Origin of the sequence: Streptomyces tropicalis, assembly GCF_029269835.1 — a bacterium.
GTDB lineage: Bacteria > Actinomycetota > Actinomycetes > Streptomycetales > Streptomycetaceae > Streptomyces > Streptomyces tropicalis.
Window position 1 is genome coordinate 1 of the sequence record NZ_JARJBB010000027.1, and the last position, 21410, is coordinate 21410.

Annotated in this window: 17 protein-coding genes; 6 read left to right on the plus strand and 11 right to left on the minus strand. The window is 74.2% G+C overall.

The features are described from left to right. From P3H78_RS29565 to P3H78_RS29580, 4 genes are all read right to left on the minus strand, one after another. The coding region (locus tag P3H78_RS29565; protein WP_276112244.1) for a flavodoxin-dependent (E)-4-hydroxy-3-methylbut-2-enyl-diphosphate synthase at positions 1 to 195 on the minus strand (195 nt) is incomplete at its 3' end. 168 nt (positions 196 to 363) lie between these two features. Next, positions 364 to 1668, minus strand: coding sequence for a M50 family metallopeptidase (locus P3H78_RS29570; RefSeq protein WP_498073054.1), 1305 nt, complete (start codon positions 1666 to 1668; stop codon positions 364 to 366). Beyond that, complete coding sequence (gene dxr, locus P3H78_RS29575) at positions 1665 to 2924, minus strand: 1-deoxy-D-xylulose-5-phosphate reductoisomerase (protein ID WP_276112245.1); 1260 nt, start codon at positions 2922 to 2924, stop codon at positions 1665 to 1667. The genes P3H78_RS29570 and dxr overlap by 4 nt, the downstream gene beginning before the upstream one ends. A gap of 192 nt (positions 2925 to 3116) precedes the next feature. Beyond that, complete coding sequence (locus tag P3H78_RS29580) at positions 3117 to 5057, minus strand: acyl-CoA dehydrogenase family protein (RefSeq protein WP_276112246.1); 1941 nt, start codon at positions 5055 to 5057, stop codon at positions 3117 to 3119. A 606-nt stretch (positions 5058 to 5663) separates the two neighbouring features. On the opposite strand from P3H78_RS29580, the gene P3H78_RS29585 reads away from it, so the two are divergent. After that, positions 5664 to 7040: a sugar transferase gene (locus P3H78_RS29585; protein ID WP_276112247.1), complete on the plus strand. Its 1377-nt coding sequence runs from the start codon at positions 5664 to 5666 to the stop codon at positions 7038 to 7040. A 385-nt stretch (positions 7041 to 7425) separates the two neighbouring features. On the opposite strand, the gene P3H78_RS29590 is transcribed toward P3H78_RS29585, so the two are convergent. Further along, a complete protein-coding gene (locus P3H78_RS29590; protein ID WP_276112248.1) occupies positions 7426 to 8394 on the minus strand; it encodes a GDP-L-fucose synthase family protein in 969 nt (322 codons plus the stop codon). 105 nt (positions 8395 to 8499) lie between these two features. Here P3H78_RS29590 and gmd point away from each other — a divergent pair, with 105 nt between their 5' ends. From gmd to P3H78_RS29605, 3 genes are all read left to right on the plus strand, one after another. Continuing rightward, on the plus strand, positions 8500 to 9513 hold the full coding sequence (gene gmd / locus P3H78_RS29595) for a GDP-mannose 4,6-dehydratase (protein WP_276112249.1): 1014 nt from the start codon (positions 8500 to 8502) through the stop codon (positions 9511 to 9513). A 203-nt stretch (positions 9514 to 9716) separates the two neighbouring features. Further along, entirely contained in the window at positions 9717 to 11987 is a 2271-nt protein-coding gene (locus P3H78_RS29600; RefSeq protein ID WP_276112250.1) for a LamG domain-containing protein, read from the plus strand. Next, positions 11984 to 12634, plus strand: coding sequence for a hypothetical protein (locus P3H78_RS29605; RefSeq protein WP_276112251.1), 651 nt, complete (start codon positions 11984 to 11986; stop codon positions 12632 to 12634). Before P3H78_RS29600 ends, P3H78_RS29605 begins: the two co-directional genes overlap by 4 nt. Before the next feature lie 58 nt (positions 12635 to 12692). Here the strand turns inward: P3H78_RS29605 and P3H78_RS29610 are convergent, their stop codons facing one another. Continuing rightward, on the minus strand, positions 12693 to 13808 hold the full coding sequence (locus tag P3H78_RS29610; RefSeq protein WP_276112252.1) for a glycosyltransferase: 1116 nt from the start codon (positions 13806 to 13808) through the stop codon (positions 12693 to 12695). Then, complete coding sequence (locus P3H78_RS29615; protein ID WP_276112253.1) at positions 13805 to 14344, minus strand: WcaF family extracellular polysaccharide biosynthesis acetyltransferase; 540 nt, start codon at positions 14342 to 14344, stop codon at positions 13805 to 13807. The genes P3H78_RS29610 and P3H78_RS29615 overlap by 4 nt, the downstream gene beginning before the upstream one ends. 95 nt (positions 14345 to 14439) lie before the next feature. Here P3H78_RS29615 and P3H78_RS29620 point away from each other — a divergent pair, with 95 nt between their 5' ends. Beyond that, positions 14440 to 15942, plus strand: coding sequence for a hypothetical protein (locus tag P3H78_RS29620; RefSeq protein ID WP_276112254.1), 1503 nt, complete (start codon positions 14440 to 14442; stop codon positions 15940 to 15942). Here P3H78_RS29620 and P3H78_RS29625 read toward each other — a convergent pair. Genes P3H78_RS29625 through P3H78_RS29635 form a run of 3 tightly spaced genes read right to left on the minus strand, consistent with a single transcriptional unit; the run spans position 15902 to position 19982 of the window. Continuing rightward, on the minus strand, positions 15902 to 17131 hold the full coding sequence (locus P3H78_RS29625; RefSeq protein ID WP_276112255.1) for an MATE family efflux transporter: 1230 nt from the start codon (positions 17129 to 17131) through the stop codon (positions 15902 to 15904). The two genes, P3H78_RS29620 and P3H78_RS29625, sit on opposite strands and share 41 nt — an antisense overlap. Continuing rightward, positions 17128 to 18756: a lipopolysaccharide biosynthesis protein gene (locus tag P3H78_RS29630; protein ID WP_276112256.1), complete on the minus strand. Its 1629-nt coding sequence runs from the start codon at positions 18754 to 18756 to the stop codon at positions 17128 to 17130. The genes P3H78_RS29625 and P3H78_RS29630 overlap by 4 nt, the downstream gene beginning before the upstream one ends. Then, positions 18753 to 19982 (minus strand): glycosyltransferase, encoded by a 1230-nt coding sequence (locus P3H78_RS29635; protein ID WP_276112284.1) that lies wholly within the window; start codon positions 19980 to 19982, stop codon positions 18753 to 18755. Before P3H78_RS29635 ends, P3H78_RS29630 begins: the two co-directional genes overlap by 4 nt. 251 nt (positions 19983 to 20233) lie before the next feature. Here P3H78_RS29635 and P3H78_RS29640 point away from each other — a divergent pair, with 251 nt between their 5' ends. Continuing rightward, the gene (locus P3H78_RS29640) at positions 20234 to 20686 is read left to right on the plus strand and encodes an FAD synthase family protein (RefSeq protein ID WP_276112257.1); all 453 of its coding nucleotides are present in this window, start codon (positions 20234 to 20236) and stop codon (positions 20684 to 20686) included. Here P3H78_RS29640 and P3H78_RS29645 read toward each other — a convergent pair. Further along, complete coding sequence (locus P3H78_RS29645) at positions 20649 to 21356, minus strand: CDP-alcohol phosphatidyltransferase family protein (protein WP_438828068.1); 708 nt, start codon at positions 21354 to 21356, stop codon at positions 20649 to 20651. The genes P3H78_RS29640 and P3H78_RS29645 overlap by 38 nt on opposite strands. Positions 21357 to 21410: the final 54 nt, after the last annotated feature.

Here is a 21410-nt window from a genome sequence, read left to right on the forward strand (position 1 = left end):
GCACCCCGACGCCGTCAGCTCCGCGATCTGCTGCAACGTCGCACCCACGTCCGACGTCCGCGTCGTCGTCATCGACTGCACCGACACCGGCGCATCCCCACCCACCGCCACCGACCCGACCTGGATCTGCCGGCTCTTGCGGCGCTCGGCGAGCTTGGTCGGAACGGACGGCATGCCGAGAGAAATCGCAGTCATCTGCTGTGCAACCCCAAGTCGTGGATCAAGGTCCGGCCCCGTCAGCGGCGGGCTCCAGGCTTCGAGATTACGGCACCGGTGCGCGCCGGAGCACATCCCACCCGGCAAACCCACTCGATGGAAGGCGGCCGGGCGGAGGTCCGCCCGGCCGCCCTGAACAGCGGGTGACTAGGAGATTTTCACCGGATTGACGACGTCCGCGATGAGCACGAGGATCGTGAAGCAGATGAAGATCCCGGCCACCACGTAGGCCACCGGCATCAGCTTCGCCACGTCGAACGGACCCGGGTCCGGGCGGCGCAGCACCCGCGCCAGGCTGCGGCGCAGGGACTCCCACAGCGCGCCCGCGATGTGACCGCCGTCGAGCGGGAGCAGCGGGAGCATGTTGAAGAGGAACAGGGAGAGGTTGAAGCCGGCCACCAGCATCAGGGCCATGGCCAGCTGCTGGGTGGGCGGGATGTCCAGGGTGAAGATCTCGCCGCCGACGCGGGCCGCGCCGACCACGCCCATCGGGGAGTCGGGCTGGCGGGGGGCGCCGTCGAAGGCCGCGTTCCACAGGGCGGGGATCTTGCCCGGCAGGCTCGCGATGGAGTCGACGGCCTCGCCGATGCGGTCGCCCATCCAGGCCGTGGACTGTCCGAAGTCCTGGCGGACGATGCCGGTGGCGGCGCTGAAGCCGAGGAAGCCGGCGGTGACGTACTGGCCCTGGACGATCTGGCCGTGGGCGTCCTTCCTGGCGACCTGGTTGGTGGCGATCTTCGCGTGCAGGGTGACGTCCTGGCCCTTGCGGTCGACGACGATCGGCACCTCCTTGCCGGGGGTGGAGCGGATCAGGTCGGACAGCCGGTTCCAGTCGTCGGTGGCGACCCCGTCGAAGGAGACGATCCGGTCGCCCGGCTTCAGGCCCGCGGCCGCGGCCGGCGAGGCGGCGTCGGACTTCTTGCAGGTGTCGCGGTTCTGGCTCTGTGCGATGACGCACTGGGAGACCGAGCTGACCGTGGTCGTCTGCTGGGAGATGCCGAAGCCCATGAGGACCGTGAGGAACAGCGCGACGGCGAGGACCAGGTTCATGAAGGGGCCCGCGAACATCACGATGACCCGCTTCCACGGGGACCGGGTGTAGAAGAGGCGGCTCTCGTCGCCGGGCTCCAGCTCCTCGAAGGCCGCCGAGCGGGCGTCCTCGATCATGCCGCGCCAGGGCGAGGTGGAGCGCGCCTCGATCCGGCCGTCCGGACCGGGCGGGAACATGCCGATCATGCGGATGTAGCCGCCGAAGGGGATGGCCTTGACGCCGTACTCCGTCTCGCCCTTCCTCCGCGACCAGACGGTCGGGCCGAAGCCGACCATGTACTGCGGGACGCGGATGCCGAAGAGCTTGGCGGTGGAGAGGTGACCCAGCTCGTGCCACGCGATGGAGACCAGCAGGCCGACCGCGAAGACGACTATGCCGAGGATCATCATCAGGGACGTCATGCACGCGCCTCCGCGGTCGTCTGCGCCGTAAGTTCGCGGGCCCGGGCCCGCGCCCAGGTCTCCGCTTCGAGGACGTCCGGCACGGTGAGAGAAGTTCCCGTGCCGGGGGTGCCGTGCTCCTCGACCACCCGGGTCACGGTGTCCATGATCCCGTCGAACGGCAGCGCGCCGCGCAGGAACGCGTCGACGCACTCCTCGTTGGCCGCGTTGAAGACCGCCGGGGCGGTGCCGCCGAGACCGCCCACGTGCCGGGCCAGGCCGACGGAGGGGAACGCGTCGGTGTCGAGGGGGAAGAACTCCCAGGTCGAGGCGGTGCTCCAGTCGAAGGCGGGGGCTGCGTCGGGGACGCGTTCGGGCCAGCCGAGACCGATGGCGATGGGCCCGCGCATGTCGGGGGGCGTCGCCTGGGCGAGTGTGGATCCGTCGGTGAACTCAACCATCGAGTGGACATACGACTGCGGATGCACGACCACCTCAATGCGGTCGAAGGGAATGTCGTAGAGAAGGTGCGCCTCGATGACCTCCAGCCCCTTGTTGACGAGGGTGGCGGAGTTGATCGTGATCACCGGGCCCATGGCCCAGGTGGGGTGGGCGAGGGCGTCCTCGACGGTGACGTCCGCCAGCTCCGCCTTCGACCGGCCGCGGAAGGGGCCGCCGGAGGCGGTGACGACGAGCTTGCGGACGTCGGCACGGGTCCCGACGGCCAGCGCCTGGAAGAGGGCGGCGTGCTCGGAGTCGACGGGGATGATCTGGCCCGGCTTGGCGAGCGCCTTGACCAGCGGGCCGCCCACGATGAGCGACTCCTTGTTGGCGAGCGCGAGGGTGCGGCCCGCCTCCAGGGCGGCGAGGGTCGGGGCGAGGCCGATGGAGCCGGTGATGCCGTTGAGGACGGTGTGGCCGTCGGACGCGGCGAGCCCGGCGGCCGCGTCCGCTCCGGCGAGGATCTCGGGGAGCGGCTCGGAGGTGCCGTACTGCACGGTCAGGGCCTCGCGCAGGGCCGGCACGACGTCCTCGCGCGCGACGGCGACGGTCCGCACGCGGAGCCGGTACGCCTGCTCGGCGAGGAGGCCGACCCGTCCGCCGTTGGCGGAGAGCCCGGTGACCCGGAAGCGGTCCGGGTTGCGCAGCACGAGGTCGATGGCCTGGGTGCCGATGGACCCGGTGGAGCCGAGGACCACCACGTCCTTCGGCCCGTCGCCGGCGACGGGGTCGAAGACGAGGTGCGGGTCGGCGAGAGGGGCTGGACTGTCGCTCATCCCTCCATTGTTGCCGCAACCGCGGCCGGGAAGGACAGCACGTCCCCCGGGAGGGTGCCCCGCGGGGCGCCCACGGGCGGCGGCGGGGCCGCGTCCGCCGGGGGCGGGGCGATCAGGAGTGCGGCCGGGATGGGCCGGTCCGGGGTGACGCCGGCCGGGCGCGAGGCGTGCTCGCGTCCCGGCCGGCGGCGGTCACCGGACGGGCCGGTGCATGTTCTCCCTGCGGCTTTCGCCCGGTGACGTGTCCGCGATCCACGGGCCGTCGTCGGAGGGGTCGATCACGCCTTCCTCCAGCCAGGTGTAGGCGCCGCCGAGGACGCCCTTGACGACCTTGCGGTCGAGGTCGTCGGTGTTGGTCCACAGGCGGTCGAAGAGTTCCGCCACCCGGATGCGGGACTGCCGGCAGAAGGCGTCGGCGAGCTGGTAGGCCTCGCGGCCGTGGTCGCCCTGGCTGCGCAGCAGCTCGGCGCGCACACAGGCCGCGCTCATCGCGAACAGCTCGGCTCCGATGTCGACGATCCGGCCGAGGAAGCCCTGTTTGGTCTCCATCCGGCCCTGCCAGCGGGACATGGCGTAGAAGGTGGAGCGGGCGAGTTTGCGGGAGTGCCGTTCGACGTGGCGCAGGTGCGTCGAGAGGTCGACGTGGCCCGCCGGGTGGAACTCGGCGTACGAGCGCGGGAGCTGGCCCGGCCCGGCGACGAGCTTCGGCAGCCATTTGGCGTAGAAGACGCCGGCGTTGGCGCCCGCCCTCGCCTTGTCGGACAGGGACTTGTCGGGGTCGATGAGGTCGCCGGCGACCGACAGGTGGGCGTCGACGGCCTCCCGCGCGATCAGCAGGTGCATGATCTCGGTGGAGCCCTCGAAGATGCGGTTGATGCGCAGGTCGCGCAGCATCTGCTCGGCCGGGACCGCGCGTTCGCCGCGGGCGGCGAGGGACGCGGCGGTCTCGTAGCCGCGGCCGCCGCGGATCTGGACCAGTTCGTCGGCCATCCTCCAGGCCATCTCCGAGCCGTAGAGCTTGGCGAGGGCGGCCTCGATGCGGATGTCGTTGCGCTGCTCGTCGGCCATCTGCGACGACAGGTCGAGGACGGCCTCCAGGGCGAAGGTGGTGGCCGCGATGAAGGAGATCTTCGAGCCGACCGCCTCGTGCAGCGCGACGGGCCGGCCCCACTGCTCGCGGACCGCGGACCACTCGCGGGCGATCTTCAGGCACCACTTGCCGGCCCCGGCGCACATCGCGGGCAGCGACAGCCGCCCGGTGTTCAGGGTGGTCAGGGCGATCTTCAGGCCCTGGCCCTCGGCGCCGATGCGGTGGGCGGCGGAGACGCGGACCCGGTGGAAGCGGGTGACGCCGTTCTCGATGCCGCGCAGGCCCATGAAGGAGTTGCGGTTCTCGACGGTGACGCCCTCGGAGGCCGCCTCGACGACGAACGCGGTGATGCCGCCGGGGTGGCCCTCGGACTTCGGGACCCGGGCCATGACGACGAGCAGGTCGGCCACCACGCCGTTGGTGGTCCACAGCTTGACCCCGTCGAGGACGTAGTCGTCCCCGTCCGGGACCGCGGTGGTCGCCAGGCGCGCCGGGTCCGAGCCCACGTCCGGCTCGGTGAGCAGGAAGGCGGAGATGTCGGTGCGGGCGCAGCGGGGCAGGAAAATGTCCTTCTGCTCCTGGGTGCCGAAGATCTTCAGCGGCTGCGGCACGCCGATCGACTGGTGCGCGGAGAGCAGCGCGCCGATCGCGGGGCTCGCCGAGCCGGCCAGGGCGAGGGCCTTGTTGTAGTAGACCTGGGTGAGGCCGAGGCCGCCGTACTTGGTGTCGATCTTCATGCCGAGGGCGCCGAGCTCCTTGAGCCCGGTGATGACGTCGTCGGGGATCCGCGCGTCGCGCTCGATCCGCGCCGCGTCGACCTTCGTCTCGCAGAAGTCGCGCAGCTTGGCCAGGAACTCCTCGCCGCGCTGGACGTCGTCGTCGGCGGGAAGCGGGTGCGGATGCACCAGGTCGAGTCGGAGGCGGCCGAGGAACAGCTCCTTGGCGAAGCTGGGCTTGCGCCAGTCCTGTTCCCGGGCGGCCTCCGCCACCTGGCGGGCCTCACGTTCGGTGACGGTCGGCCGTTTGGTCGGTGGTGCGGACATGAGGCTCACCTCGCCGCGAAGAGGGATCTGTGGGCAGTACGTTACCGATCGGTGCTACTGGAACGTATGTACCCGATACCGGGCGCACCCACCACCCCTCGCGCACGAGCCGGAGCGACCCGCCGCCTGTTTCGGTGCGGTTTCACCCGGCATCACGTGTCCGGAGCGTGAAGGCACGATGTGAACTCCTTCACCGAATTCCTATGAATTTCTCGAAAACGGCGGTCGATGCAGACCGATGTGTCGTAGGGTCCTCGATCACTTGGGCGCATCCGCTCGGTGGGGAGCGGCAGGACGCGGATGGGCCCGTGACCGCGACGTATGGCTGGGGGGCACATGCGGGATGTCGGCGTGTCCGAGTCCGCCGGAGAACCGGGAGCGAGGACGCCCGGGAACGGGACCGGGGTGACGCGTGTGACACGCGTGACGGGGGCGACGGAGGAAACGATTCGGCGGGCGGGAGGCCCGGCGCCGGGCGCCGCGGAGGGCCCCGGGGGGCCCGTGCCGGACCGGTCCCGGAGGGCGCTCCGCGTCCGGTCCGGGAACCGGATCCGCCCGGGGGGCCGAACGGGTGACGGCAAGGCCCGCTGGTACGGGCCGCTGACGGTGCTGACCGACACCTGCGGCATCGGCATCCCGCTCGCCGCGGCGCTCGCCGCCGACGGCCGGGAGGTGCCGCTCGCGGGCGGCCTGGCCGGCGCGGGCGCCTGGACGGCCATCCGGGCGCTGCGGCGCCGCTACGCCGCCCAGCGGCTCGGGGAGTCGTGGGGCGTGCTGGCCGCGTTACGGGACTGGGTGCTGCTGGCCGGGCTGCTCGCGCTGGCCCTGACCCTCTCGGACGCGCAGGGCGGGCCGCGGCCCACCCTGGCACTGGCCGCGCTGACCCCGGGCCTGTTGCTCAGCGCGACGGTCGCGCCGATGACCAGGCTGCACCTGAACCGGCAGCGGCGGGAGGCACGGGCCGTCCGCAGGGCCCTGGTGGTGGGCGAGCCGGCCGCCGTGGACCACGTGGTGGGGCGGCTGGCCGCCCGCACGGACCACGCCTACGTGGTCGTGGGGGCGGTGCCCGTGGGCCTCCAGTCCCTCCAGTGCGGCATGCCGGTCGCGGGGCGGCTCCCGGCCGCGGGCGCGGACCGCGGCCGGGACGCGGACGCCGTGCTGCGGGCCGTGGCGGACTCCGGGGCCGACGTGGCCCTGGTGGCGCCGGGGCTGCGGATGACCGGCGAGCGGCTGCGGCAGGTGATCTGGGCGCTGCACGGGGCCGGGCTGCAGCTGGCGGTGGTGCCGGGGCTGACGGAGGTCGCCGAGGCGCGGGTGCGGCCGACCACGGCCGCCGGGCTGACGGTGCTTCAGGTAGCGCCGCCGGCGCAGCAGTTCGGGCAGCCCTGGCTGAAGTCACTGGCGGACCGGCTCGGCGCCGCCCTCGGGCTCCTGGTCCTGGCCCCGCTGTTCGGGGTGCTGGCGCTGGCCGTGCGGGGCACCTCGCCGGGGCCGGTGTTCCATCGGCAGACCCGGTGCGGGCTGCGCGGAACCCCGTTCACCATGTGGAAGTTCCGCACCATGGTCGCCGACGCGGAGGCCCGCCGGGCCGAGCTCGCGCGCTCCGGGGCCAACCAGCACGACGGGCACATGTTCAAGATGCGCCGCGACCCGCGCGTCACCCCGCTCGGCGCCGTGCTGCGCCGTCTCTCCCTGGACGAGCTTCCACAGCTCCTCAACGTCCTCAGGGGTGACATGTCCCTGATCGGACCACGCCCGCCGCTGCCCGACGAGGTGGCCCACTACAGCCCGACCGAGCTGCGGCGGCTGGCGGTCAGGCCGGGCATGACCGGGCTGTGGCAGGTCAGCGGGCGCTCGGACCTGTCGTGGGACGAGACGGTCGCGCTCGACCTCTGGTACGTCGACAACTGGTCCGTCGCCACGGACGTGGAGATCATGACCCGGACCCTGCGCGCCGTCGTCGACGGCCGCGGGGCGTACTGAGGGGGCGCCGGTGCGCCGCCACCACCCCGGGCCGCCGCCTGCGCCCGGCGGGTGCCGACCCGCGCCCGCGAAGCCCTCCGTGCATGCGTCCGCGCCGCCGCGGATGTGCGCCCCTGCAGTGTGGCGCCCGGCCGGACCCGGCCCGGCGGCCGGTCCGCCGGGGACCGCCGCGGAACCGGCCCCGAGCCGGTGGGCCGCCGCCGCAGGGCCCGCGGCCGGACGCCTCCCGGGCCGACGGGCCGCCGACGGCCCCGCCCCGGACGGACGGGCCCCCCGGGTCCGGGGCGCCGGGGGCCCGGCCCCGGGCGGACCGGCCCGCGGCCGGCGGGCCGTCGGGGCGCGGCCGGCAGGGCGGGCCCGGGACCGGACGGCCGGGCCGGGGGCGTCAGGGGGTGGGACGGGAGCGCCACCATGCGTACGTGGCGGCGATGCCGTCCCGCAGCGGGACGGCCGGCTTGAAGCCGAGGCCGGTCAGGCGGGAGACGTCCAGCAGCTTGCGCGGGGTGCCGTCGGGCTTGCCGGTGTCCCAGGCGATCTCGCCCCGGTAGTCCGTCACCTCACGGACGAGGGAGGCCAGTTCGCTGATCGGGAGGTCCTCGCCGCAGCCGATGTTGACGGGGGCGTCGCCGTCGTAGCGCTCCAGGAGCAGCGCGCAGGCCGCGGCCACGTCGTCGACGTGGAGGAACTCCCGGCGGGGCGTGCCCGTGCCCCACAGCACCACCCGGGGCGCGCCCGACTCGCGGGCCTCGTGGAAGCGGCGGATCAGCGCGGGCAGCACGTGCGAGGTGGCGAGGTCGAAGTTGTCGCCGGGACCGTACAGGTTGGTCGGCATGGCGCTGATGTAGGCGGCGCCGTACTGGCGGCGGTAGGACTGGACCTGGGTGATGCCCGCGATCTTGGCGATGGCGTAGGCCTCGTTGGTCGGCTCCAGGGGGCCGGTGAGCAGCGCCTCCTCGCGGATCGGCTGCTCGGCGAGCTTCGGGTAGATGCAGGACGAGCCGAGGAACAGCAGGCGCGGCACCCCGGCGGCGTACGCGCCGGCGATCACGCCGAGCTGTATCCGGAGGTTGTCCTCCAGGAACTGCACCGGAGAGGTGCTGTTGGCCATGATGCCGCCCACCCTGGCGGCGGCCAGCACGACGGCGTCCGGCCGGACGTCGCACAGGAATGCCTCGGTCCGCGCGGCGTCGCGCAGGTCGAGCTGCTCCCGGCCGCGGGTGACGACCTCGTGTCCGTCGGCCGCGAGCCGGCGGGCCACCGCGGACCCGACCAGGCCGCGGTGACCGGCGACGAACACGCGCGCCGCGCGCGGGAGCAGCGGGGACGTGGGCTGGGGCGAAGCGTCAGCAGTCATGCGCGGATTGTGCCAGCGGCCGGGGCCCTCGGGGGACATTCCTCTGAATATCAGGGCACATCACAGGCAAGCGTGACCTGTTGGTCACGTCCGAGGGGGTACTGCATGGGCAAGTCGGCACTCATCACCGGGGTCACCGGCCAGGACGGCTCCTACCTGGCGGAGCTGCTGCTCGGCAAGGGCTACACGGTGCACGGCCTGATCCGCCGCTCGTCGAGCTTCAACACCGAGCGGATCGACCACATCTACCAGGGCCCGGACCGGCCGGAGCGGTCCTTCGTGCTGCACCACGCCGACCTGTCCGACGGGGTGGCCCTGGTGAACCTGCTGCGCGACCTGCGTCCGGACGAGGTGTACAACCTCGGCGCGCAGTCGCACGTCCGGGTCTCCTTCGACGCCCCGCTGTACACGGGTGACGTGACGGGCCTGAGCACGATCCGGCTGCTGGAGGCGGTGCGGGCCAGCGGCATCGAGACCCGGCTCTACCAGGCGTCGTCGTCGGAGATGTTCGGCGCGACCCCGCCGCCGCAGAACGAGCGGACGCCCTTCCACCCCCGCAGCCCCTACGGCTGCGCCAAGGTCTTCGGCTACTGGGCGACCGTCAACTACCGCGAGGCGTACGACATGTTCGCGGTCAACGGCATCCTCTTCAACCACGAGTCCCCGCGTCGCGGCGAGACCTTCGTGACCCGGAAGATCACCCGCGCGGTGGCCCGGATCGGAGCCGGCCTGCAGGACCGCCTGTACCTCGGCAACCTCGACGCGGTGCGCGACTGGGGGTACGCACCCGAGTACGTCGAGGCCATGTGGCGGATGCTCCAGCGCGACGTGCCCGACGACTACGTGGTGGCGACCGGCGAGGCGGCGAGCGTCCGGCAGTTCCTGGAGGTCGCCTTCTCCCACGCCGGCCTCGACTGGACCGAGTTCGTCCGCTACGACCCCAAGTACGAACGGCCCAGCGAGGTCGACGCCCTGATCGGCGACGCCTCCAAGGCCGGGGAACTGCTGGGCTGGAAGCCCTCGGTGAAGGTGCAGGAACTCGCCCGGATCATGGTGGACGCCGATGTGGCCCGCCTGGAGGACGAGTTGGCCGGCACCGCCGTCCGCGTGGACCGCTGACCCCGGTCCGGCGCCGGACGTCCCCGACCGGTTCCGTCCGCGACCGCCGGCCCCTCGGTCCGCCCTCCCGCGCCGTGCGGCCCGGGACTCCCCTCCCCCGGGCCGCACGGCCTCCCGTGCCCGCGCGGCACGTCCCCCACACATCCCAGGGACACCCCCCACTGCGCACGACGTACCACCCGCTCGCACCGCAAGGAGAAGCCATGCACGGCAGATCGACCCGACCCAGACTCCTGAGCCGCAGGTCCCGGTACCGGCGGAGCCTCACCGCACTCGTGCTCGCGAGTGCCGCTCCGCTGCTGTGCCTGCCGCTCACCGCATCCGACGCCGCCGCGCTCACCCCGCCGGTGGCACTGACCGCCGACAGCCTGCCGACCTGGCAGACCAACGGCATCGTCTACGCCCTCGCCCAGGCCGGAGGGACCGTCTTCGCGGGCGGTACCTTCTCGGCGGTCCGCCCCGCGGGCACCTCCGCCGGGGACCCGGCCGAGCGGTCCGCGGTGAACTTCGCGGCCTTCGACGCGGCCACCGGCGCGCCCACCGGCTGCTCGCTGTCCTTCACGGTCGGCAGCGGCACCGCCACCGTGCGGGCGCTCGCGGTGTCGCCGGACGGGCGGACCCTGTACGCCGGCGGGTACTTCGGCGCGGTGAACGGGGTGGGCACCAGCAGCCTCGCCGCCATCGACATCGCCACCTGCACACCCCGCACCGACTTCCGCCCCTCGGTGCCCGCGACCGTGCGGGCTCTGGCCGTGACGGGGTCCACCGTGTACGTCGGCGGCGACTTCACCAGCGTGGACGGGGCCACGCGGCAGCGGTTCGCCGCCGTCGACACCTCCGGCGCCCTCACCCCGTGGACCGCGAACGCGGACGCCCCGGGACGGGCCGTCGCGGTCACCGCGGACGGGCGGCACGTGGCCGTCGGCGGCGACTTCTTCACCGTCAACGGCAGCGACTCGCACGCCCTGGCCGTCACCGACGCCGCCACGGGCGCGGTGACCCGGAACTACCCGCGGGGCTTCTTCCCGGACACCTCCGTCGTGAAGGACATCACCGCCGACGCCTCCGGCGTCTACACCGCCAACGAGGGCACCGGCGGCGGCGTCTTCGACGGGCGGACCGCCTTCGACCCGGACACCTTCGCGGAGCGCTGGCGCGACACCTGCCTCGGTGCCACCCAGGCGCTCCAGCTCTACAAGGGCCTGCTGTACAGCGCCTCGCACGCGCACGACTGCTCGTCGATGGGCGAGTACCCGGACGGGCAGCGCCGGCACCTGCTGGCCGAGGGCACGAACGACCCGCACCTGGTGGGCTGGGCCCCGGACACCAACGACGGCATCGGCGAGGGCATCGGCCCGCGGGTGTTCGCCCTCGCCCCGAAGGGCGGCACCGACTACCTGTGGGTGGGCGGCGAGTTCACCACCGTGGGCGGCGTGGCGCAGCAGTCGCTGACCCGGGTCTCCTCCGGTCCGGACACCGGCGCGCCGACGCTGCCGCAGGTGAAGGTGGAGAGCATCGAGCCGGGCAGGGTCGCCGTCCACTGGCGCTCCAGCTACGACACCGACGACAGCCACCTGACCTACAGCGTCTACAAGGACGGGGGCACCACACCGGTGTACCAGGTCGCCGGGGACTCGCTGCCGTGGTCGCGGCCGCAGCTGACCTGGACCGACACCGCGGTCGCGCCCGGGGAGACCCACTCCTACCGGGTGAGCGTCAGCGACGGCACCAACACCTCGGCGAAGTCCGCCGCGCAGTCCGTGAAGGTGGCCTCCGCGGCCGACTCCTACGCGGCGGCGGTCCGGGGCGACGGGGCCTCGCTGTACTGGCGCTTCGGCGAGACGTCGGGCGCCTACGCGGCCGACAGCTCCGGCGGCGACGACAGCGGCGTGCACTGGAACGCCCCGGGCCAGGGCGTGTCCGACGGGGCGGCCGGGTCCGGCTCCTCGGTGAACTACACCGGCTCGCAGGGCGAGTGGACGTACAGCGACAAGCTGCACAGCGCCCCGTCGGCGTACTCGCTGGAGCTGTGGTTCAAGACCACCTCCACCACCGGCGGCAAGCTGATCGGCTTCGCCAACAAGGTGCAGCTGCCGTCCACCCGCTTCGACAAGCACGTCTACATGACCGACGGCGGGCAGCTGGTCTTCGGCGCGTACCCCGGGGCGGTGCGCACGATCACCACGGTCCAGCGGTACAACGACGGCAAGTGGCACCACGCCGTCGCCACCGAGGGCTCCGACGGCATGAAGCTGTACGTGGACGGCGCGCTGCGCACCTCCAACCCGTTCGTGACCACCAGCGAGGCGGGCTCCGGGTACTGGCGGGTCGGCGGCGACAACCTGGACTCGTGGACGAACCGGCCGTCGAGCCGGTTCTACACCGGCCAGCTCGACGAGGTCGCCGTGTACGGCAAGGTGCTGTCGTCGAGCCAGGTCCTCGCCCACTACAAGCTCGGGACGGGCGCTTCATGAAGAGAAGTGCGCTCGCGGCACTTGCCCTCCTGCCCCTGCTAGCCGCCTGCGGCAGCCCGGGCGGGCACGGCCGGCCGGCCGGGGCGGCGGGGGGCGGCTCCGCGCTCCCCGCCGTCCCGGCGGGCACGGCACCGTCCACCGGCACCGCCTCCGGCGCGTCCTCGGGGCCCGCCTCGCCGGGCGCCGCGGGGGCGCCGCGGAACACCCGGCCCGACGGGCCCGCCGCGCCGGCGGCCGGTTCGTTCACGAAGAAGGAGAAGAAGTACCTCGCCGGGCGGGTGCCGCGGGGCACCGACCCGGCGGCGATCCTGCAGTCCGGGCAGGACACCTGCGACCGGCTCGCGTACACGGTCAGGATCGACCGGGACGCGGCCGTCGGCGCGGTCATCGCCGGGGACGTCAAGGGGGCGCAGGCGGCCGTGGACAGTCTGTGCCCGGACCTGAAGCCGGTCGTCGCGGCGACCCGGGGCGGCTACGCGGACGGCACGCACGCCTCCCCCGCGCCCGGCACCTACCGTGCGCTCACCCCGTCGGCGGACTGCTCCTGGTCCCTGGACGGCACGAGCGGCTCCGGGCACACGCTCACCGTCCGGAAGGGCACACGGACGTTCACGTCCACCGGGTGCTACGCCTGGGCCCGGACCTGATCCGCCGGGTGGAGCAGCACACCGTGGGGGCCGCCGGACGGCGGCCCCCACGGTGTGCTCAGACCAGCGACTCGTAGAGGGTGTGGAGGCGGTCGGCGACCGCGTCCAGCGAGAAGGAGGTGCGGGCGAGCTGCCAGGCCGCGGCGGACGCACGGTCGTTGGCGGCCGGGTCGAGCAGCGTCAGGATCTGCCCGGCCAGATGCCCGGGGGTGCCGGCGACACGGCCCGCTCCGGTCCGGGAGAGGTCGTCGGCGAGTCCGTTGGTCGGGGTCACGACCGACGGCACGCCCAGGGACAGGGCCTCCAGCACCGACATGGGGAACGGCTCGTCCACCGACGGCAGCACGTGCACGTGGGCGCGGCGCAGCTCGTCCGCGACGGCGTCCGGCGCGAGGGCGCCGAGGTACTCGACGGAGCCGGCGACGCCGAGGGACGCCGCCAGTTTCAGCGCGCCGTCCAGCTCGCCCTCGTCGGCCCCGGCCAGCACGAACCGGGCGCCGGGGTGGCGGTGCAGCACCTCGGGGGCGGCGGCGACGAAGTCCGCGGGGCGCTTGCGGGCCTGCATCCGGGCCAGGAGGAGCAGCCGGGGCGGGCCCGGCGGCCGGGGCCGCCGCTCCTGTGCGGGCACCCCGTTGACCAGCCGGACGCCGTTGCCGGGGTCCGGGGTGCCGAGGACGGCGTCCAGCGCCCGCCGCTCGTACGGCGTCAGGTGCAGTACGGCGCCGGCGCGGCGCAGCACCCGGCGCACGGCGACCGCGTCGAGCAGCCGGGCGAGCGCCTTGTCGCTGGGGTCGACCATGCCGTGGGTCTGCACCACCAGCGGGCGCCCGGCCCTCAGCGCGGCCAGTGCGATCGGCAGGGTGACCAGGTCCCGGGCGAGGTGCACGTGGACCACGTCGGCGGCGCGCACCAGGCGCCGGGCGCCCGCCAGCAGGCCGGGCGAGGTGATGCCGCTGAAGCCTGCGCCGGGCAGCACCCGGCGGGCCGGGTAGAGGCGGGCGGGGCGGCCGTCGACGTGGTCCGGCAGCGGTCCGTCGAAGCCGGAGCCGAGGGCGACGATGCGGCTCTCGACCCCGCGGTCGGCGAGGCCCGCGGTGAGGTTGACGGCGACCCGGACCGGGCCGCCGAAGGCCTGGGCCGGGGTGTGCAGGGTGACGGCGTGCAGGGCTCTCACGGGGTGGGCTCCTTCAGCGCGCGGGTGCCCTCCGCGGTGTGGAGGGTGAGGTCCGGCAGGTCGCGGGCGAGGACCGTGCCCGCCGACACCACGGCGTGCCGGCCGACCCGCACCCCGGCGAGCACGGTCGCGCGGGCGGCGATCCAGGCGCCGTCGCCGACGTGGATGGGCGCGTTGCGGTACCGGAAGTCGGTGGTGCGGTGGTCGTGGCTGCCGGTGCACAGCAGCGCCTCCTGGGAGACGCAGACGTGGGCGCCGAGGGTGACCGGCTCCAGGTTGAGCAGCCAGGCGCCCTCGCCGATCCAGGTGTGGTCGCCGACGGTCAGCTTCCAGGGCCACAGGACGCGCACCCGGTGCCGGACCAGCACGCCCTCGCCGATCGTCGCGCCGAAGGCCCGCAGCAGCGCGACACGCAGCCGGGCCGGGCAGCACCAGGCCATGAAGAGCGTGTTCATCACGCAGAACCAGAGCGCCTGGGCGACGAACCCGCGCCCCTTGTCGTACCCGGACAGTGTGAACGTTCGCAGATCGCGCAAGAGTTCCCCCCTCCTGAGCGATCCACCCTAGGCATTCCGCACCCGGTTCGTACGGGAATCCGTAGACTCTGTGAACGAATCGTGGAGGGGGACTTATGGCGGCGGGAACACCGGCTGCCGGATCACCGGCTGCCCTGCGTCCGTGGCGGTCAACCGCGGCCCGGGCGGACCGCGGTTCGCCGCGGGGCGCCCTGCGCCGGGTGCTCGCCCTGCCCCTGGTGCTGGGGCTGACGGTGCTGCTGCCCGCGTTCGTCGCGCTGCGGCCGGGCGCGGGCCTGCGCGACCAGGCGTACTGGCTCCAGCTGGTGCTGACGGTGTACGCGGGGGCGCGGCTGTCCGCGATGATCCTCGGCCGGCACCGCAAGCTGCTCCAGGGCACCTTCTGGCTCTTCGTCTACATGGCCATGGGGATCGCGCCGCTCGCGCAGACGGTGGTGGGCAAGTACCCGGTGCCGGTGGCCGGTTCGCGGTCCGACCTGGCCCTCGCCGTCGGGCTGGTGCTGGTCGCGTGCGCGGTCTTCGACGCCGGGGCGCTGCTGGTGCGGCCGGGCGTGCGGCCGACGGCGCGCACCGTCTTCCGGCCCGCGGTGGTCGCACGGCGGCGGGTGGCGCTGCTGGTGGCGCTGGCGTTCGCGGGCAGCGGGCTCTTCGTGGCGAAGCTCGGTGGGCTCGGGGTGTTCTTCTCCAGCCGGATGGAGATCAGCGAGGCGGTCGGCAACAGCGGGGTGGCCGGGGCCGGTTCGCAGGCCGGCACCGCGATGCTGCGCGGTTTCGGCACGGTCCCGGCGCTGCTCGCCCTGATGGTGGTGACCCGCTGGCTGATCACCTCCCCGGCCGCGCGGCGCCGCCCGCTCCCCTGGCTCACCCTGGTGGCCCTGGCCGGACTGAACGGCATCGTCAACAACCCGATCTCCAACCCGCGTTACTGGTTCCTGACGGTCCTGCTGGCGCTGCTGTTCACCGTGTTCCCGCAGAGCCCCGCGATGTACCGGGCCGCGCTGACGCTGGGTGTGGCCGCGGCCGTGCTGATCTTCCCGTTCGCGGACCGGTTCCGCTACGACAGCGCGAACACCCCGGCCGCGGCGCAGACGTCGTCGGTGCTCGACCCGCTGGTCCTGAAGGACTACGACCAGATGGCGATGTTCGCCAACACCCTCACCTACGCCGACGCGGGCAACGGCCACACCTACGGCCGCCAGCTCGCCGGTTCCGTGCTGTTCTTCGTGCCGCGGTCGGTGTGGACGGCGAAGCCCCGGGACACCGGGGTGATGGTGAGCGAGTGGATGGCGGCGGCCAACACCAACCGCTCCTCGCCGCTGTGGGCGGAACTGTGGCTGGACTTCGGCCCGGTGGGCATGGTGGCCGGGTTCGGGCTGATCGGCTGGACGGCGGCCCGGGTCGACCGGCGCTACGCGCACGGAGTGCTGCGGGCCGGACCGGCCGGCGTCCTCACTCTCGCCGTGCCGCTGGTGGCGGGCTACTCGTTCATCCTGCTGCGCGGCCCGCTGCTGCAGGCCTCCGGGCGGATCGCGATCGGGGTCGTGTGCCTGGCGCTGATCACGACACTGCGCCCGGAGCGGTGGCGGCAGCTGCGCTGACGGCCGGCTGCGGCTCGGGCCGGCGTGCGGCCCGCAGCCAGGCGGCGGCGCCCTTGAGCACCGAGCCCGCCGCAAGGCCCCAGGCCGCGCCCGCGACCCCGGCTCCGGCGTACCCGGCGAGCAGCAGCCCGGCGGAGACCGGCGAGAAGACGAGCTGGACCGGAAGGGTGGTGCGCGGGGCGAGCACCCGCAGGGCGAGCAGCCCGCACACGCCGAAGGCCATCGCCGCGTACTGCGCACCGGTCGCCGGGAGCACCTTCGCCGCGGACTCCCAGGTGTCGCCGAGGAGTTGGCGGCCCCGGACGGGGGGCAGCGCGGAGAGGACGGCGGCCCAGCCGGCGGCGACGGCGGCGAGCGCGCAGCCCGCGGCCAGCGCGGCCCGCCGGGGCGCGTGGTACCGGGTGAGCAGCGGTGGGCCGAAGCCGGTCGCCGCGTTGAAGGCCACGTTCAGCGGTCCGAACAGGGTCGTCGCGCCGCGCAGCGCGCCGACCGCGAGCGGGGTGGCGAACAGGCCGAGGGCGAGGACGGCGAGCTGGCTGGTGGCGTTGCCGACGCCGAACTCGACCAGGAAGCGCCGGCCGAGGTGCCCGCGGGCGAGATAGCGGCGCAGGTCGGTGCCGGCGCCGCGGACGTGCGGCCGCAGCAGGGCCAGGGCGAGCAGCAGGGCGGGCAGCGCCGACAGGCCCCAGACCAGGGTGGTGCGGGCGGCGGAGGCGCCGTCGGGCTGGAGGGCCAGGAGGGCCAGTGCGGCGACGAGCCGGAGCAGGTCCGTGGTCAGCGCCAGGTGCGGCCGGCGCAGGACGGAGAAGCAGTAGCGCAGGGTGTCCTGGGTCAGCGTCACCGGCAGGACGAGGCCGAGCGCCCCGTAGACGGCCGTGTCCGAGGAGGCCAGGGCCGCCCCGCCCGCGAGCAGCGCGCCCAGCAGGGCGGAGGCGCCCGCGGTGAACGCGGCGGCGCTGCGGCACGCCCGGCCGAGGGTCTCCGGCGCACCGCGGTGCAGCACCAGCTCCTGTCCGACGTACGCCCCGAAGCCGCCGAGGAGGAGGCTGAAGACCACGTAGGCGGTGGCGAACACGGCGAAGGTGCCGGCCTCGCTGTGCCGGGCGACCAGGACCAGGACGGCGATGTTGGTGAGCGCGCTCACCGCCTGGTCGAGGACGGAGCACAGGACGGCGGTGCGCGCCCTCACCGGGTGCCCGAGGACAGCGTGTCCCGGGTGACGGTCCCGGTGGGCAGCTCCCGCTCCCGCGGCGGGGCGGCGGGCGCGGCGGCGGCGCGGCGGCGGCCCCTGCGCGCGGGGCGGGCCGGGTGCAGCACGGCGCCGAGGACCTGGCCGCCGGCCCCGTCGATGAGTTCGCGGATGCGTTCCAGCGCGGTGCGGGCGGTGGTGCGCGGGTCGCACACGACCACGACGCCGTCGACGCGGTCGACGAGCGCGAGCGCGTCGGCGTAGGACAGCACGGGCGGGGCGAGGACGACGACCGTGGTGTTCGGGGCGTCGGCCTGGTCGATCAGGCGGGTGGTGGCGGCGGAGGTGAGGGTGCGGGCCACGTGCGGCACCCGGGTGCCGGGGACGAGTTCGAAGGTGCCGGACTCGCCCGCGTCGACGGTGAGGAGCCGCCCGCCGGGCCACGGGTCGCCGTCCGCGGCGAGCACGCCGGCCCGTCCGGCGCGGGTGCCGGGCGCCTGCGGCAGCCGGCCGGCGAGGTGCGGGCGGCGCAGGTCGGCCTCGACGAGCAGGGCCGCCGTGCCGGTCTCGGCGAAGCAGGCGGTGAGGTTGGCGGCGACGGCGGCGGCCGTGGTGCCCTCGCCGCCCGGCTCGACCACCAGCAGCCGCCGGCGGTCGGCGAAGTGCCGGTCGTAGGCCAGCCGGAAGGCGACCGAGCGGTACTGCTCGGCGGGAGCGCCGTCGAGGGCGAGCAGCGGTTCCTCGGGCGCCTTCGGCAGCACGCCGAGGACGGGGGCGCGCAGCGCGCGGGCCACGGTCTCCGCGGAGCGGGCCGCCGGGTCGAAGATCATCCGCAGCCAGGCTCCGAGCAGGCCGAGCGCGAGGCCGAGGACACCGCCCAGCGCGATGAGCAGCGGGGTGCCGAGGCCCTCGGCCTTCGTGGGCGGCTCGGCGGTGACGGTGACGTAGCCGGGGTTGGTGTCCAGGGCCTTCAGCTCGCTGATGCTGTTGGTGAGCTGGGTGATCTGGCTGAGCAGGTTGGCCTGGGCGGCCAGCACGGTGCTCTTCTCCGTGTCGCCCTGGAGCCGGTCGATCTGCTTGAGCAGGTCCTCGCGCTGCCTGGTGAGCGGGTCGAGCTGGTTCTGGTAGCCCTTGACCATGGTGGCGACGGTGCCGGCGGTCTGCTTCTCGCGGTAGTCGAGGTACGCCTGCGCGAAGGCGTTGGCGCCCTGCGCGGCCGCCCCGGGGGTGTCCGCCACGTAGGAGAACTTCAGCACGAGCGTGTCCGGCGGGTTGGTGACCTGGAGGTGGCGCTGGAGGTCGCCGACGTCGCCCGGGTCGCGGCCGAGCCTCCGGGCGGCCCGCTCGGCCACCGCGTTGCCGGCGGCGGTCTGCCGCTCGCTGCCGATGTTGATCTGCTTGTCGACGGAGATCCCGGTCGCCGCGTACGGGTTGATGGTCGCCGCCCGCACGAGCACCTCGCCGGAGGACTCGTACGACGGCGCCGATCCGACGGCGTACCAGGTCCCGGCCAGCAGCCCGGCGGCCAGGCCGCCGGCCACCAGGACCCGGTGCCGCAGGACCTGCTGCACCTGGTCGCGCAGGAGTTCCGGCTCGTCCTGCTGACCGCGTGCCTCTTCGTTCATGCGCGTGCCGCTCCTTCGTGCGCGGTGGTGCCCGGGTGCAGTGCCTCGGCGAGCAGGTCGTCCAGGCGGCCGAGTCCGGCCGCGGGGCTGAGCCGCTCGTCCACGTACGCGGGGCCGCGGGCCCCGAGCCGGTCGGCGGCCGCGGGATCGGCCGCCAGCCTGCGTACCGCCGTCAGCAGGGCCGCCGGGTCCTCCGGAGGGACCAGTTCGCCCGCGCCCGAGCGGCGCACCTCGTCGGCGGTGCCGCCGCGGGCCGCGACGGAGGCGAGGACCGGCCGCCCCGCGGCGAAGTAGGAGGTGAGCTTCGACGGCACGCTCATGTCGAGCACGGACGCCCGCTGGGTGACCGCGAGGACGTCGGCGGCGGCGAGGACGTCGGGGAAGTCCGCCTCGTCGGCGGGTGGCAGGAAGTGCAGGTTGGGCAGGCCGCGGGCGCGTTCGTGGAGGGTTGCGCGCTGGTTCCCGTCGCCCATCAGGACGACGTCGACCCCGGGGTCGAGGCGGGCCGTGTCGACGAGCACCTCCAGGCCCTGCTTGAGGCCCATGTTCCCGGAGTGCAGCACGACCGGGCGGTCGTCCCGCCAGCCGAGCCGGGCCCGTGTCTCGGCGCGCGGCCGCGACGGCCGGTCCACGTGCGACCAGTTGGGGACGAGGCGGATGCGTGCGGGGTCGACGCCCATCGCCTCCACCCGCGGCCGGAAGCTGTCGTGGATGACGCCGACCAGGGCGGCCCGGCGCAGTGCGTGCCGCTCGGCGCGGGCGGCGACGGCGGCCGCCCGGTCCCCGCCGCTGATGCCGCTCTGGGCGGCTGCCGCGCCCATCAGGTCCTGTACCACCGGCACGAAGGGTGCCCCGTGGCGGCGGGCCAGGCGGGCGGCCGCCACGGCGCCGGCCAGGCTGGGCATCTGGGCGACGACGGCGTGCGGGCGGGGCATGCGGGGCGGGGCGGCGAGCTGGTGGGCGAGCAGGGACGCCTCGAACAGGGCGCGGCGCACGGCGGTCTGCCGCGCGGGCACGGTGTGTCTTCGCCGGTGCACGGTGACCCCGCCGCGCTCCTCCGTGGTCCGCCAGAAGCCGGCGTAGGACGGGTCGAGGCGCCAGGACGGGTAGTGCGGCATGCCCGCGAGGACGTGCATGTCGGCGCCGCGGGCCGCCCAGTGCTCGGCCAGTCCCGTGGCGTAGGGGCCGATGCCGGTGTGCTCGGGTGCGTAGTTGGTGGACACCAGCAGCAGGCAGCGGCCGGCGAGGGCCCCGCCGCGCGGGTGGTGGTGTCGGTGGTGCTCCGTGCGCTGCTCGTCGTCGCTGTCGCTGCGCGCGTGTTCGGGCTCGAATCCGGTCAACGCCGGTCCCCTTCCCCCCAGAAGCGATCCGGACCCACCTTAACCGTTCACCGGATCTCCAGGAGGGCTTCACAGTAAGGTCGGTGGTCCGTCAACTGCGGTTGCGAGAAGCCACGTTCACCATGGGGGGAGAACGCATGGTCCATCGAGTCGGTTATGCACCCGGGGTATACGACCTGTTCCACATCGGCCACCTGAACATCCTCCGGCACGCCCGCAGCCGGTGCGACTACCTGGTCGCAGGGGTGGTCTCGGATGAGATGGCCGAACGGGCCAAGGGACGCAGACCGGTGGTCCCGCTGCCGGAGCGGCTGGAGATCGTGCGCAGCGTCCGGCACGTGGACGCCGCGTTCGTCGAGACCGTGCCGGACAAGCGCGAGACCTGGCAGCAGGTCCGCTTCGACGTCCTCTTCAAGGGGGACGACTGGCGGGGCACCGAGAAGGGCGAGCGGCTGGAGCGCGACTTCGCGGCCGTGGGGGTGGAGGTCGTGTACTTCCCGTACACCGTGCACACCTCCAGCACCCTGCTGACCCGTGCCCTGGACGCGCTGGTCACGCCGGGTTCCGGGGAAGCGCGGACAGCTCCCTGAACCACTTGGCGAGGAAGGCCGCGAGGAACAGCAGGTGCACGGCCGCGAGCACGGCGTAGGCCGTCCGGAACAGCGCCGGCGCGCCCAGGGTGAGGAACACCAGGCAGAAGACCCCGTAGTCCACCGGCAGCAGGGCGACGGCCCGCAGCCGGGAGGGCGCGGCCGCGGCGCCGCCGGACGGCGTGCGGCCCCGCTTGAGCTGCTCGGTCAGCAGTCCGGCGCAGAAGGTCAGCACGGCCGCGAACTGGAAGACGAGCGGCACGAGCAGCCAGCCCGCGCCCGGCAGGTCGAAGAAGCGGTGGAAGGAGATCAGGACCGCGGTGTGCAGCGCGACCATCTTCGCGCAGTCCACCACGTGGTCCAGCCACTCCCCCGCCGGGCCGCCCGCCCCGGTGAGCCGGGCGAGCTGCCCGTCGGCCGAGTCGAAGGCGAAGCCGGCGAACAGGGCGGCCCACACCCCGGCCGCCAGCGGCCACGACGGCCGCACCAGCGCCACCGCGGCGACACCGCAGAAGGTGAACACGGCACTGATCAGGGTGACTTGATTGGGCGTCAGACCCGCCCGGTACGCGCCGGCCGCGAGGTGGCGGCCCGCCGGCCGGTTCACGTACCGCGAGTACAGCGACACGCCCTTCGCCGACTTCTGCGCCCCGCGCAGCTCCCCCAGCACCGTCGTCCCCACGAGCCCCCCTCGTGCCCCGGCGCGACGCCGCCCCCGGCGCCA

Excerpts from the sequence above, each read along its gene's own strand:
- P3H78_RS29590 (WP_276112248.1), bottom strand. The coding sequence starts at position 8,394 with ATGACTGCTGACGCTTCGCCCCAGCCCACGTCCCCGCTGCTCCCGCGC.
- P3H78_RS29605 (WP_276112251.1), top strand. The coding sequence starts at position 11,984 with ATGAAGAGAAGTGCGCTCGCGGCACTTGCCCTCCTGCCCCTGCTAGCC.
- P3H78_RS29640 (WP_276112257.1), top strand. The coding sequence starts at position 20,234 with ATGGTCCATCGAGTCGGTTATGCACCCGGGGTATACGACCTGTTCCAC.
- P3H78_RS29620 (WP_276112254.1), top strand. The coding sequence starts at position 14,440 with ATGGCGGCGGGAACACCGGCTGCCGGATCACCGGCTGCCCTGCGTCCG.
- dxr (WP_276112245.1), bottom strand. The coding sequence starts at position 2,924 with ATGAGCGACAGTCCAGCCCCTCTCGCCGACCCGCACCTCGTCTTCGAC.
- P3H78_RS29580 (WP_276112246.1), bottom strand. The coding sequence starts at position 5,057 with ATGTCCGCACCACCGACCAAACGGCCGACCGTCACCGAACGTGAGGCC.
- P3H78_RS29570 (WP_498073054.1), bottom strand. The coding sequence starts at position 1,668 with ATGACGTCCCTGATGATGATCCTCGGCATAGTCGTCTTCGCGGTCGGC.
- P3H78_RS29600 (WP_276112250.1), top strand. The coding sequence starts at position 9,717 with ATGCACGGCAGATCGACCCGACCCAGACTCCTGAGCCGCAGGTCCCGG.
- gmd (WP_276112249.1), top strand. The coding sequence starts at position 8,500 with ATGGGCAAGTCGGCACTCATCACCGGGGTCACCGGCCAGGACGGCTCC.
- P3H78_RS29630 (WP_276112256.1), bottom strand. The coding sequence starts at position 18,756 with ATGAACGAAGAGGCACGCGGTCAGCAGGACGAGCCGGAACTCCTGCGC.